The sequence below is a fragment of the Desulfatiglans anilini DSM 4660 genome, assembly GCF_000422285.1.
Lineage (GTDB): Bacteria > Desulfobacterota > DSM-4660 > Desulfatiglandales > Desulfatiglandaceae > Desulfatiglans > Desulfatiglans anilini.
Genome location: NZ_AULM01000011.1, coordinates 94,540 through 108,426, shown reverse-complemented (window position 1 = coordinate 108,426; position 13,887 = coordinate 94,540). Strand labels below are relative to the sequence as shown.

The window sequence follows — 13,887 nt, the reverse complement described above, 5'->3', positions numbered from 1 at the left end:
ATCCGGAAATGGTCTTTTTGGCCAATCTCGGCGTCAATCTGCACGTTTGCTTGTGCGGCGACCTGCAGGTCGCCTCCGCGCAAACGCTTGATTTCCTTGATATTGAAAAAAACCGGGACCAGCCTCACGCCAAAGCGTTGGGACTGAGCACCTGAAGGGTGTGGCGAGAAAATCCTCATTTCCGGGTTGGAAACCGGGTTTTTCCGGGAAATCATTCCCGGATGGATCTTATTATGCTCCCAGCCGGGAACAGCCTTTTCTCCACTCCCGTATGAAGCTATTTTAACCACACCCAGCCGCCCGATCAACGCTTAGTTTCCATTCGGCGCGCGCTGGATCAAGCAATTCCGGCCGGATACGCGTTTCGTCCTTTCACCACGGCATGCGCCAATCCCCGGCCGATCCGCATCCAGCGCCCACAAAGGAGAAGAATCCATGGTCGAACACCCGCCTTCGCTGCTGAATATCGGGATTGTCGGCGGCGGAAAACTGGCCCGCGAGGTCCTCGAAAAGACCACCAGTTCCTATTCCCAGGAGGATGTCAAGGCCCGGTATGTCGCCGTCGTCGACCCCGACCCGGAGAGCCCGGCAGTCCTCTTCGCGAAATCCATCGGGCTCAGCGTCCTCGAAGATTACCATGCGCTTTACGACCCATCCCTCGATATCCACCTGATTCTGGTCCTTTGCCGGGACGAAAAAGTCACCGACGACGTCCTCAAACACAGCCCCGATCACATCCGCATCATGACCCGCGCGGTCTTTATGATGTTCTGGGCGGCCACCCGGCTTGAGGAAGCCAAATGGCGTGACCGCAGCCTCGATATGGAAACCATCCTCAACGGAATTCAGGACTTTATTCTCGTCATCACCCCGGACAGAAAGATCGTGGAGGTGAACGAGGCCTTCCTGACCAAAATGGGCTACACCCGCGAGCAGGTCGTCGGACACTCCTGCCATGAGGTCTTCCAGAAAGGCAACCAGCCCTGCAACGAAGGCATCATCTTCTGCCCCATGAACGAGGCCATCAGGAACAGGGAGCCTTCACAGCAGGTCGTAACGCGTATCGACAGCGACGGACAGCCCATTTATACCGAAGTCACCATGTTCCCCATCTTCGAGGACAACGGCCGAATATCGAAATTCATCGAAGTCAGCCGCGACATCACCGACCGGAAACGCGAGGAAGAGCGCATCACCCAGCGCCTGGAGAGGATGGTCGAGGAGCGGACGAAAGCCCTTGAAGAAACGCACGCCAAACTCCTTCATCAGGACAAAATGGCCTCCTTGGGAAAGCTGTCCGCTTCCGTCGTCCACGAAATCAACAATCCCATAGCCGGCATTCTCAACCTGATCCTGCTCATGAAACGCATCAGCCAGGAGGGGCGCCTGACAACCGAGGACCTGCAGAAATTCGCCCGCTACCTGGACCTCATGGAGACGGAAACCCGGCGGATCAGCAGGATCGTCTCCAACCTGCTCACGTTCTCCAGACAGTCGAAAATTGAATTGAAACTCGTCGATCTCAACCGGCTGGTGCAGAAGACCTTGTTCCTGAACTCGAATCTCCTCAAGATACACAATGTGAGCGTCGTTACCGACCTCGATCCCGGGCTTCCCGAGGTCATGGGCTCGGAGGATCACCTCCAGCAGATCTTTATGAACCTCATTTCCAACGCCGCCGAGGCCATGGAGGCAATGCCCGGCGGCACGCTGACGATCAGGACCGGCGACGTCAAAGAAGCCGGCCAGGTCTTCATTACATTCGAGGACAACGGCCCCGGCATCCCCAAAGAAAACCTCCCGCGCCTGTTCGAACCCTTCTTCACCACCAAGACTAAAGGGAAGGGCGTCGGATTGGGTCTTTCAGTGGCCTACGGCATCATCGAAAACCATGGCGGGACCATCGAGGTTCAGTCGGAGCCGGACAAGGGCACGACCTTTCTCGTCAAACTCCCGGTGAATCGGGAGGCGAGCCAGGGCGCCTGATGCGCGCGTCCGAAACCTATGACAGCGTGTCGAAAAGTCCGCTGTTCTCAGGCCGTGGGAAAACTATCCAGATCCATGGTCTGCCCAATCTCCAGAAGGGAGGCGTACGGAATGCTCATTTGCACGAAGCCGACCTCCGGGTCGCCGCACGAACAAACGCCTCGTATGCTTGATACGGAAAAACCCGGGGCCCACTGCGAAGAAACATTCTCACTTCCGGATGGAAAGGCAGGCCCCGCTTGGCAGCCATTCCCCGATGAGCAGGAGGTGGCATTCGAATGGAGCCAGCATCCATCCCAGGAGCATCTTCGACGCGCAAAGGCCGCCCTCCGGCCGGGGGCAGCAAAAGCGGGGATCCGCCTGGACGGATCACCGCGCATAGGGGTCGGCACGAAACGGCCTGCGGTCCGGTACAGAGAGCGACCGGCGGAACAGTTTGGGAACGGAAACGAACAAGGAGGGCTCCATGGGCGGCAGCAAGATCCTGATCGTCGATGATGAACTCATCGTAAGGGAATCTCTGGCAGGCTGGCTTGAAAGAGACGGGCATCAACTGAAGACCGCTTCGAGCGGCGAAGAGGCCCTGGCGATGATCGAAGAATCCCGCTTCGATATCATTCTGCTGGACATCAAGATGGGGGGCATGAGCGGTCTGGACGTCCTGAAGGCTGTCAAGGAGAACGATCCTGACATCGCCGTCATCATGATCACGGCGTACGGTTCGGTCAACACGGCGGTCGAAGCCATGAAGCACGGCGCCACCGACTACCTGATGAAACCGTTCGATCCGGACGAACTCGGAATCCTGATCGAGCGGATCGAAAAACAGCAGCTGCAGGCACTCGAAAACCAGTATCTCCGACAGGAAGTGCGCGAAAGGACCCGCTTCGAAAGCATGATCGGCCAGTCAAAGGCCATGCAGAAGGTCTTCGAGCTGATCCGCGATGTCGCCCCGACCGACTCGACCGTCCTGATCCGGGGTGAAACCGGCACGGGCAAGGGCCTCGCCGCAAAGGCCGTCCACACCCTCAGCCGCCGCTGCGCCGGGCCCTTCGTCTCGATCAACTGCGGCGCCTTTCCGGAACAGCTTCTCGAAAGCGAGTTGTTCGGCTATCAGAAAGGGGCCTTCACCGATGCCAAAGAGACCAAGAAGGGACGATTCGAACTGGCCCACGGCGGCACCCTTTTTCTCGATGAGATCGGCGAGATCAGCATGCGGATGCAGATCGATCTACTGCGGATCCTCGAGGATCATGTCTTTTACCGCCTCGGAAGCACCCAGCCGCTCGAGGTGGATTTCCGCGTCATTGCAGCCACCAACCGCAACCTGGAGCAGGCGATCCGCGAAAGGAGCTTCCGGGAGGATCTCTACTACCGCTTGAACGTGTTTACGTTCGAGATGCCGCCCCTCAGGGAACGTAAAGAGGACATCCCTCTGCTTGCCGCGCATTTCCTGCACCGTTTCGCGCAGGAGACGAACAAACCGGTCGAACGGATCAGCCGTGACGCCCTGGACGAGATGATGCTCTATGAATGGCCGGGCAATATCCGGGAACTGGAAAACGCCGTCGAACGGGCGGTCGTCGTTGCCAAAGGCCCGACCATCCTGCCTGAACATCTGCCGATCTTCAGCCCGGACCAGATGACCCTCGAGCCCGCCGATCAGTCCCTGAAAGAACTCGAGAAGGCCCACATCGTTAAAATCCTTGAACAACACCAGTGGAATATATCCAAGTGCGCGGAGACATTGGGCATCGACCGGTCGACCCTTTACAGCAAAATGAAGCGCTACGGAATCAGGAAGAAGGATTGAAACCAGGAAAGGCATCATCCATCATCGTCCTGACTTCCATTAGCGACGGCCAGGAATCCTATCTCGAATCCGTCGGCCTCGAAATCAGTCGTCTTTTCGGCTATCCGACAGTCGCCATGCCCCTCTTGGACAGCATCGATTTCGCTTACAACACGCAAAGGGATCAATACCATTCGACGGCGATCCTCACCCGGCTTGCTGAACTCGCCCCGCCCGATGCCTTGAAGATCCTGGCCGTCACCGACCGCGACCTGTACATTCCGATCCTCACCCACGTTTACGGCGAAGCTCAACTGGGTGGCAGGGCCTGCATCGTCTCGACCCACCGGCTGAACGAGGGGATCTCTGCCGGAGGCGATCCTGAACGACTCCGCTGCCGCCTCATGAAGGAGGCCGTCCACGAACTCGGCCACACCTTCAATCTCAAGCATTGCCCTGAAACCCGCTGCATCATGCACTATTGCCGCAAAATCGAGCATGTCGACCGCAAATCCCAGGCATTCTGCCGATATTGCAGGGTTCTCCTCCAAGACGAACTGGACAGGATGGCGGAAGAAACGCCTTGAATCACGCCGTTTGCCGATCCGGGGTCCCCTCTGAGGCAGGGAACATCTGGACAGGAGTTGGTTTCCTTCCGGAAAGTGCGCAGTTTCACGTCTTGAAAACCAGGCGGCTCAACCTGTCCCAGCCAATCTCCGGAGCTTCTCCGTACAGGTCGCCCCGGATATCGCCTCCATCGTTCGGCATAGGCCCCAGGGTCTCCTCGATCAGACCGAACAGCTCGTCGACCTCTTTCCGCATAAACGCTTTCGTCTCTTGATCGATCATGAGCTGTTTCAGATCGCTCCTGAGCGCCGTAGCATGGGCTGTCAGAAGCCATCCGTCGGCATAGGGATGGTCGAACGCCGCACGCGCATCCTCGAGAAGCTCCTGGTTGACAGCGGTCACAATACCGCTCAGCGGCGAACGGACGGCCGAGCGGTGTTCATCCCGATAAACCGTTACGGCTGGACGATCCTGATGGATCTCCTTTCCAATCAACGGCACATCGAGGCGGTCGAAGGGGCCGAGCGTCTTGAAGGCGAAATCATCCAGCCCGATACGCACCGTCTGGTCTCCCTCGACCTTCGCCCACGTGTGGCCCGCGTGAAAATAATACCCCTGCGGCACATCGAACCCCCGGATCTTGATCGTATCAACGGGCTGAACCACCGCATGAACCCGGTAGTGATCCAGGAAAAACTGCTCGAACTCGCAATCATCGCAGCGGTAATCATGGGTGCAGGGTCGGTATCCGATGTATCCTTCCACATGCCTCTTGCATGGACGGCGCGCATCCAGTCGGTTTCCGGTCTCCCTCTCTTTTTCCATAGCATCTCTCCCTGGATCCGGTTGCCCCGGCAAGCGGGCTTTCCCGGTTTTCTTCTGCTTCCCTGCAATTCCCGCCTCTAAGATGATCGGGCGTCAGGATGCGCCCGACGGCTTGATTCCGCTGATTTCCGCCGCAAAACCTCGTTTTCGGACCGGTCGTTTATGCCGGCCGGTTTCAGTCTTTCGCCGCATCCACCCTCAGCATGAGACCTTGGAGCCGGGCCCGGCCTGCCCGGCTGCATCGCGCTTGACTACGAAAAAGGACTCGCTGCGTGGCGGGCTCCCAGCAGGGTGCTCCGCTTCGCGATCAGCTTTTGAGAAACGCACGCCGGAGGTTGCCCCAATCAAGACCCGGCAGATTCCCATAGATGTCCTCACCCAGTGTACCACCGTCTGCCGCCAGAGGTCCGGCCACCTCCTCGATCATGCCTTCCAGCTGCCTCACCTCCTGGTTCAGCCATCCGATACTGTCGGCGTCGGTCATCAGATTCGCCAGTGTTCCCTTGATATCGGGTGTCCTCACGAGCATCATCCATCCGGCCTCATAAGGCCCGGCATTCGCCATCGCCGGCTTTTCACGCAGATCGCCGTTGACCTCGACGATAACCCCGTTCACCGGCGAAAGGGCCTCGGCCTCCTGCGCCGATCGTTTGAAACCCCATCCAGGTTTGCCCTGAGACAACTCTTTCCCGATAACCGGCAGTTCATACGCATCGGCCCTGCCAAACAGCTTGAGAGCGAAGTCGTCCATGCCGATCCGGATGTACCCGCCGCTTTCGATCCGGGCCCATGAGTGGCCGTCGTTGAAATAATAGCCCGTCGGGACAGCAAAGCCTTTGACATCGTGCATCTCGTCCGGCCGGGACGCCGTTTTCGGGGCCCACACGTCCTCGAAAAACTGGTCGAAGTCACACTTGTGACAGGCGTAATCGTAGGCGCAGACCCGCTCCTCGATCCGGTTCGTCAAGGTGTGGCGGCAGACCCGCTCCAGGCCGGGCCTCCGCCGCATCGCATCCCGCCAACCGGTCGCGGCCCCCTTCTCGACCTTTTTCTTCATACCCCCATCATACTTGCAGGTCGTACAATCGTAGAAGTTGTTGCAGTTCTTGAAATCGACCACGCCCGCCTGCATCCAGATGCACGGATTGGCCGCCTGGGCCTGCTTGTCCGGCTTGACCATCCAGAGCTGTCCGTTCAAAACCGCCTTCAGCGAGGCGTTATCCGCGGGGTCCTGGCTACGGCCCCTGCGATAGGTCGAACCGTACCCCACCGTCGCTCTCCGATTTTCTGCATCTTTGCTAGCCATGTCCTGCTCCTTTCTTTAGAGGAAGGGTGATGTCTTGTGTTGGTTGTCTTCTTAAGCAACCTGCGTGCCAAACCGGATCAAATGGAGAAAATACGACATATCATACTGATCATATTAAATTTTTTATCCAAAGGAAAAGAAGGGCGGCCAGATCCTGCCTCCATCGAAGAGGACTAGGTTGGCGTGAAATACAACAGTGCAGCCTAGTACCATACCTATAATCCGCTGCTGCCCAAAGAGGCGAACCCGGTATTTCCTGCTTTAAGCCACTATGTTGTCTTTTCCTACACACCTTGTCTTGATTTCCTACACCAAAAGCGACCGGGGAGGTTTCGCTACGAAGTGTGCGCTCTCATCTTCGGCAAAATGACCCCTTTCGCAAAGGTTTACCCGCAGAGGCGGCCTGCTCTCCAGCCTCCATTCAAAGATGATTTCCCGGTGGAACCCGGTCTCCAATCGGTAAATGAGGATTTTTCTTCACACCCTTCGGCTGCTCGATCCCACCGCCGCGCTGCGGGTTCCCGGTTTCTTCACACGCTGCGCGTGCTCAGTCCCACCCCTGCGGGGCGGGTCCCGGTCTGGCCAAGATCGAAGAAATCAAGCGGTTGCGCGGGGGCGACCTGGTGGCCGGCGCACAAGCAAGCGCAAAGATTGACGCAGAGATTGGGCCAAAAGACCATTTCCGGATGGAAAATTTGTGGGACCAGGGCCAGGATCTCCACCCTGAAGCAGCCCATGGGTGGCTAAAAGGCTCGACAAACTGGTAACAAACTAAAACAACAGCTTAAAAAAGCTTAAACCAATCTTCCTGCGACGAAATTCTTTTGACGATCTTTTCGCGATGGCCTATATATGTGACCTTTCAATCCAGAAAAGAGTCGTCGATCAAACCTGTGTTTGAAGCTTTCCTTGGGATTTCGCTGACATTACAGCTGAACATCTCATGCCTGCTCAGGAACGGCAGGCTGTCGAACACGCTGTCAGGCGCAGCCCCCGGCACGGACAACAGTTCGTGCGCGTCTAACGGCAAGCACTCTGAATAGACCGTTTCAAAGAATATGGACTTTGTCGGGAAGTATCCCTTCCACCCGCTGCAACCTATGGATAATGGAGCGTTGCCATGGAGAGAAACAAGGCGGTCGTTGTACTGGGGACCTTCGATTCCAAAGGAGAGGAACATGCTTACCTCAGAGACGTGATCGAAGAACGGGGATTTCCGGCGTTGACGATTCACGCGGGAACCAAGGCCCCGGCGCCTTTTCCCGTCGACTACGATCTGTACACCGAGGCGATCGCGCCCCGCGGAGGTCTGGGCCGAGACGAAGCCATCGAGGCCGTCATCGAGAAGGGGCGCTCGGTGGTGCAGGAACGCTACCGGCAGGACGGCCTCTCCGGAGTCATCTCAGCGGGCGGAGGGACCGGCACCTATCTCTGCACCGAGATCATGCGCATCCTCCCCATGGGCACCCCCAAGGTCATGATATCCACGGTGGCCTCCAGGGACATGTCCCGTACCGTGGGGACCAAAGATATCACCATGATGCACAGCGTCGTGGATCTGCTGGGCATCAACAGCATTTCCGCCGGACTGCTGGAGCGCGCCGCCGGAGCCGTCTGCGGCATGGTGGAAAGCAACGAAAGGCATCGAACCGGCAGGACGAAAAAGCGGGTGGGCCTGACCATGTTCGGCTTCATTACCGAGGGGGCGGAGCACGTACGCAGGCATCTGGAGGCGCTCGGCTACGAAGTCATTCCCTTTCACGCCAATGGAACCGGCGGGATGGCGATGGAAGAACTGGCATCCGAAGGGCTGTTCGCGGGCGTCCTCGATTTCGCCACCCACGAACTGGCCGACGCCCTCCTGGACGGTTACTGCGGCGGCATCGGGCCGGGAAGGCTCGTGCCCTTCCCCGGAAGACCCAACCCACCCCGTCTGGTGATCCCCGGGGGCCTCGACTGCGCAGTTCTGATCTTCGATCGCAACCACATACCGGAGCGATACCGGGAGCGAAGCATCTTCTTCTATGATTTCCGTTCCGCCGTTCGATTGAGCCGGGAGGAGGCTGCGACACTGGCCCGCCAGCTGGCCGAAAAATTGAATCGTTTCGGCCGGGGTGCCAAACTGCTCATCCCAACGCTCGGGTGGTCCGAGGCCGACAAGGAAGGTGCGCCTCTGTATGATCCGGCGATGAACCGTTTTTTCCTGAACACAGTCCGTGAGAATCTCTCATCTGCGGTCAGCATCCAGGAATCGCACCAGCACATCAATTCGAGCACCTTCGCCGAGCAGTGCGCCCGGGAAATGCATGCCATGATCCAGAACAGCGGTGAGTAGAGGTTTTTTCGAAGATTAGAATACAAAGGCGGATGGCGGCTGTTCGGAAAGGCGTGTCATTCGATCCGGGCAGTTTTCTCGGCGCGGGCCAGGATCCTCGCTGTGAGCGCCCCGATGCCTTCGGCCGGTGACGGGTTGTCGCCGGCCAGATTCTCGAGCATACGCAGAAAGGCCTTGGCTGGCCTCGAAAGGGACTGATCCTTCAGGTAGGCGATGCTCACATCGAGGTAAAGATGCTCCCCCCTTATCTGAGGCGTGACCAGCCGTTTTTCTTTTACCTCCTGCACCACGGCCGCCTTGACGAGGAAAGAGAAGCCCTCTCCCCTCCCAACCAGCTCTTTGATGAACTCGACATTGTTCGTTTCCATCAGGATATTCGGGACACGTCCGTACCTCGCGAAGAGATCCGCCACGCGCCTCCTCGTCCCTGACCCGGTATCCTTCAAAATGATCGGATCCCCGGCCAATTCCGTGAAATGCACCGAGTCCCGCCCCGCCAGCCTGTGACCGGGTGGAAGAATAGGCAGCAGTTCCTCCTGGCTGAAGGGCCTGAAGACAACCGCTGGGTTCTCCTCGGCTTTGGCGATTACCGCGATCTCGATAGTCAGATCGAGCAGTCCGCGGGTCATTTCGGCCGAACTGCCCTCGTTCAAAAAGACCTTTATGTCTGGGTAATCCTTCAAAAAGGCGCTGAGAAGGTAAGGCATGAAGTAACGCGCATAGGTCTTGGTGGTCCCTATCCGCAGGACCCCCCGCTTGAGCTGGTGCATTTTGTCGATCGCAACCTCAATTTCATGCTCGAATTCGAAAACCTTGCGGGCATAGTGAAAAAGGGCCTTCCCTTCGTCTGTAAGATTGACGTGGCGCCCTTTTTTTTTGAACAATTTGAGGTTGCAGGCTTCTTCGAAGGCGCGTATTTGCGCCGTCACGGCCGGTTGGGTAATGAAGAGCTTCTCCGCCGCTTCGGTGAAACTTTCCGCCTTGGCAGCATAGTAAAATATCCTGAAATGATTGAAATTAATCATAGAAACCGACCTCCTGGCATCCTGCGCCTCAATTCCCGAAACGAGGCTGCTGCCCCGCCACTTCAAGCGAAAGGACCCCATTCACGCACAGCCCCATCAGAAGGGATCCTGGCCCCTCCAAGGGGAAAACAGGAAACATGGGCGCAGCCTCTCTTCCGCCGCATCACGGTGATCCGATCCCTAAGAGCTGGTTATGCATGAATCGCATTCATAAACAACGTTTATGAATACCATAAAAAAAATGCATTTGACAGTTTTCTTTGAAAAGGCGATTAAAGGGGTAACGATAGCACGAAATCATTCGATCTACGGGCGCGTTTCCAGTGATACACTCCCGGAACGGATGTAGCAGACATAGAGATTCAAGACAGATGCGTACAACATTCCTCCAATTTCTAATTGAATTTGAACCATTCCCGATACGGCGCGATATATGACACCGACGGTTTTCTCAAGGCTCACGGTTAGAAAATCTAACGAGAAGGGTGCTTCCCTTACCACCGTGTGGGCCGGGCCCGAAGGAAAGCGGCCGCATCGCCGGTGCGGCCGGCAGTGCCGCCGGCTTTGAAGCGGCAGAGACAATCCGCACCTGACAGGGCGGTTCGATCGACGTTCGCGGGTATTACAGTCGGATACGCAGACATTCATTCTCCCCCTGAACTGAACCCGTTCGTTTTCGGCGCATCACGTCAGGGGAGACACCAATCCCTTATATTTCCTGGTTGAAAATTACGTTCAGCATTGCGTAGCAATAGCGTAACCATATTGTCCCTTTTTACTAATTTTAACCTAATGAAGGAGAATTTAGAATGAAAAGCATGAGAGATTTTGTCAAGGTGGCCGAAGAGCACAACGCGCTGAAGCGGATCAAGGCGGAGGTCGATTGGAACCTGGAGCTGTCGCACATCGCCAAGCTCAACGAAGAACAGCAAGGTCCGGCGCTGCTGTTCGAGAACGTGAAGGATTACACCACACCCGTCATTACGAGCGTCTGCACGACCACAGAGCGACTCTCCCTCATCATGGGGATGGACCCGTCATCTTCCCTAACGCAAATTATGGAAGAATGGGTTAAAATCGGCGACAAGCTGATCCCCCCGAAGGTAGTGGACAAGTCTGCCGCGCCCTGCAAAGAGAATATCATGATGGGCGACGAAGTCGACCTCTACAAATTCCCGACGCCCCAATGGTACCCCCTCGACGGCGGCCGCTATCTCGGCACCGCCCACTTCATCATCTCGAAGGACCCCGAGACCGGCTGGGTGAACCTTGGCACCTACCGCTCCCAACTCCTCGGGAAGGATAAAATGGGCACCCAGTTCATCAAAGGCAAGCACGCCGACATCATGCTCAAGAAATACCAGGCCATGGGCAAAAAGATGCCGGTCGCCTCGATCATCGGCTGTGACCCCCTGCTCTTCATCCTTGGCGCCGCCCGGATATCCGCTTTCGTGTCGGAGTACGATGTCGCCGGTGCCATTCGCAACGAACCGGTCGAGGTGGTCCAGGGTGAAACTGTGGATCTCCCGATCCCGGCGCACGCTGAAATCGTCGTCGAAGGAGAGGTCGATCCCGAGGCCTTCATGCAGGAAGGCCCGTTCGGTGAATACACCGGCTACTATTCCGGCGTCGGAACCGATCCCAGGAACTTCATCGATGTCAAGTGCGTGACCTACCGCAACAACCCGATCCTCTGGGGCACCACGGTCGGCCGCGCGGTCACCGACACCCACATGACCATGGCCGTTTCCTACGGCGCGACCCTGTGGCAGCAGCTCGTCGGCATGAAGATCCCCGGCATCCGTTCGGTGTACTGCCCGCCGGAAGGCTCGGGCCGCTTCCTCGCCATCATCTCCATGAAGCAGATGTACCCTGGCCACGCCGACCAGGTGCTCACCGCAGCCATCTCGACGGAAATGGGCGCCTACGGCCTCAAGACCGTGATCGTGGTCGACGAAGACATCGAGCCCTGGGACATTCCACGGGTCCTGTACGCCCTGAGCTTCCGCTTCCAGCCGAACCGCTGCCAGGTCATCAAGCGCGGCCGCTCGACTCCGCTTGATCCCTCGCTGCCCATCGACGCCAGGGATATCACGGGCCGCCTCCTGCTGGACGCCACCATCCCCTACGACTGGAAAGAGAAGCCCATCCCGATCAAGCTCGACCCCGAAATGGTCAAGAGGGTCGAAGCTCGCTGGTCTGAACTGGGTTTCTAACCCTCTAACCGGAAACCCTCCCCCGGGAGGCGCACTCCCGGCCGCTCAGGCCGGGGGTGCGCCGAAAACCGTTTCAGGTCCGGGTCCGTTCAAGGCCGGTCTTCAACCGGCAGCCGGAAAAAAACAGCCCCATCAAGGCAGACGAACATTCATCCATTTCGAGAGGGAAGCAAAGATGAAACCGATCCGTTATCAGCAGAAGATGGTCGATGAATTCCTGAAGAAGGGCTACTGGACGCAGGAGACCTTTTATGATTTTTATGATCGCAACGCCCGTGAACTGGGTGATCGTGAAGCGCTGGTGGACTCGAAGTATCGCGTCACCTGGGCCGAGGCCAAAAAGCTGGTCGACTCGATCGCGATGTCGTGGGTGGAGATGGGCATCCCCAAGTTCTCCCGCATCATCATCCAGTCCCCCAACAGCGTTTACGGATTTCTGGCTCGCGTTGCGAGCGAGAGGGCCGGCCTGATCTCCCTGACCGTCTATCCCTACCTGAGGGAGAAGGAATTGGAGTACATGGTCGAACGGACCGAGGCCGCTGCCGTCGTCATCCCGACGGTCTATCGCAAGTTCGACTATCTCGCGATGTACAAGGGCCTTCAGGCGCGCTTCCCCTATCTCAAGAATTTTTTCCTCTTCGATGACACGGTCCCCGCCGACGCCCCGGCAGGCACCTACTCCATTACCAAACTGGCCGAAGGCCGCAGCCCGAAACCGGGCGATGAAGCCGTTTTTAAAGAAAGACGCCTGGATCCCATCTGGAACGTAGGGCTCCTCACCAGCACCACCGGCACCACCGGACTTCCCAAACTGGTCGAATGGCCCATCGCGCCCAGGGTCTGCACCTCGAAGGCCCGCGTCGACATCTGGGGGCTGAACAAGGACGACATCACCATGGCCATCGCGCCCCACGCCGGCGGCGCGGCCGGAACCCTGACCTATTTCGCGGCCCCGCTCGCCGGCGCGAAGACCGTCATGCTCGAGGAGTTTTCTCCGGAAGACGCCCTGGCCCTGATCGAGAAAGAGAAGGCGACGGCCATCGGCGTAGTGCCGACCCACCTCGTGCGAATGCTCGAGGTCGATACCAAGAAATATGACCTGAGTTCCCTTCGCTTCATCCGCTCGGCCGGCGGCTACCTCTCGCCGCAGGTGGCCGAGGAGGCCGAGAATGCCTTTGGGGCTGCCATTACGAGCGACCTGGGGACCCAGGATATGGGTTCGGTCTCGGGCTGCCGCGTGGAAGACTCGAAGGAGCTCCGCCGCCGTACGGTCGGCCGCATGCTGCCCGGCAACGAAGTGCGCCTGATGGATGAAGAGGCGAAGAAAGAGGTCCCGGAAGGCGAACCCGGCGTGCTCTGGTTCCGCGGCCCCCACGCCCCGGCGGGCTATTACCGCGACGAGAAGCTCACGGCTACGGTTTTCGACGAAAACGGCTGGACCACCACTGGCGACATCGTCAAGTTCGACCAGGGCTGCCTCTGGATCCTCGGACGCGCCAAAGACATGATCATCCGCGGCGGCCAGAACATCTACCCCGCCGAGGTCGAGGGACTGCTCAACGAACATCCGAAGGTGGCCTCAGTCGCTATCGTGGGCTACCCCGACCGCGAGATGGGGGAAAGGTGCTGCGTCTGCGTCATCCCCAAGGCCGGTCAGACCCTGACCTTCCAGGAGATGGTCGACTTCCTGAAGTCGAAGAAACTGGCGATGTTCAAATTGCCGGAAAAGATGGTCCTCATGGACGCGTTCCCCACGGTCGGCGACTCCGGCAAGATCAACAAAAAGGAGCTGAAGGTCGATATCGAAAAGCGGATCGCAGCAGGGGAGATTTAGA

The 13,887-nt window shown here is 57.9% G+C and carries 10 protein-coding genes; 6 read left to right on the top strand and 4 right to left on the bottom strand.

The annotated features are described in order from the left end of the window. The coding region (locus H567_RS28495) for a hypothetical protein (protein ID WP_153306139.1) at positions 1-308 on the bottom strand (308 nt) is incomplete at its 3' end. Between the two features lie 127 nt (positions 309-435). Between H567_RS28495 and H567_RS27150 the strand changes: the two genes are divergently transcribed. The 3 genes from H567_RS27150 to H567_RS24265 all read left to right on the top strand — a co-directional run bounded on the left by H567_RS27150 (position 436) and on the right by H567_RS24265 (position 4,365). Further along, positions 436-1,986: an ATP-binding protein gene (locus H567_RS27150; RefSeq protein ID WP_051184709.1), complete on the top strand. Its 1,551-nt coding sequence runs from the start codon at positions 436-438 to the stop codon at positions 1,984-1,986. Between the two features lie 466 nt (positions 1,987-2,452). Next, on the top strand, positions 2,453-3,799 hold the full coding sequence (locus H567_RS0110335; RefSeq protein WP_028321348.1) for a sigma-54-dependent transcriptional regulator: 1,347 nt from the start codon (positions 2,453-2,455) through the stop codon (positions 3,797-3,799). Then, complete coding sequence (locus H567_RS24265; RefSeq protein WP_051184708.1) at positions 3,796-4,365, top strand: archaemetzincin family Zn-dependent metalloprotease; 570 nt, start codon at positions 3,796-3,798, stop codon at positions 4,363-4,365. The genes H567_RS0110335 and H567_RS24265 overlap by 4 nt, the downstream gene beginning before the upstream one ends. Before the next feature lie 85 nt (positions 4,366-4,450). Here the strand turns inward: H567_RS24265 and H567_RS27145 are convergent, their stop codons facing one another. Beyond that, positions 4,451-5,170 (bottom strand): glycine cleavage system protein H, encoded by a 720-nt coding sequence (locus tag H567_RS27145; RefSeq protein ID WP_051184707.1) that lies wholly within the window; start codon positions 5,168-5,170, stop codon positions 4,451-4,453. Between the two features lie 307 nt (positions 5,171-5,477). Further along, entirely contained in the window at positions 5,478-6,476 is a 999-nt protein-coding gene (locus H567_RS0110320) for a glycine cleavage system protein H (RefSeq protein WP_035254016.1), read from the bottom strand. A 1,120-nt stretch (positions 6,477-7,596) separates the two neighbouring features. On the opposite strand from H567_RS0110320, the gene H567_RS0110310 reads away from it, so the two are divergent. Further along, positions 7,597-8,811, top strand: coding sequence for a Tm-1-like ATP-binding domain-containing protein (locus tag H567_RS0110310; protein WP_028321345.1), 1,215 nt, complete (start codon positions 7,597-7,599; stop codon positions 8,809-8,811). Between the two features lie 56 nt (positions 8,812-8,867). Here H567_RS0110310 and H567_RS0110305 read toward each other — a convergent pair whose 3' ends face one another. After that, complete coding sequence (locus tag H567_RS0110305) at positions 8,868-9,836, bottom strand: LysR family transcriptional regulator (protein WP_028321344.1); 969 nt, start codon at positions 9,834-9,836, stop codon at positions 8,868-8,870. Positions 9,837-10,645: 809 nt separating this feature from the next. On the opposite strand from H567_RS0110305, the gene ppcB reads away from it, so the two are divergent. Continuing rightward, complete coding sequence (gene ppcB / locus H567_RS0110300) at positions 10,646-12,052, top strand: phenylphosphate carboxylase subunit beta (RefSeq protein ID WP_028321343.1); 1,407 nt, start codon at positions 10,646-10,648, stop codon at positions 12,050-12,052. A gap of 175 nt (positions 12,053-12,227) precedes the next feature. Next, positions 12,228-13,886, top strand: coding sequence for an AMP-binding protein (locus tag H567_RS0110295; RefSeq protein WP_028321342.1), 1,659 nt, complete (start codon positions 12,228-12,230; stop codon positions 13,884-13,886). Position 13,887: the final 1 nt, after the last annotated feature.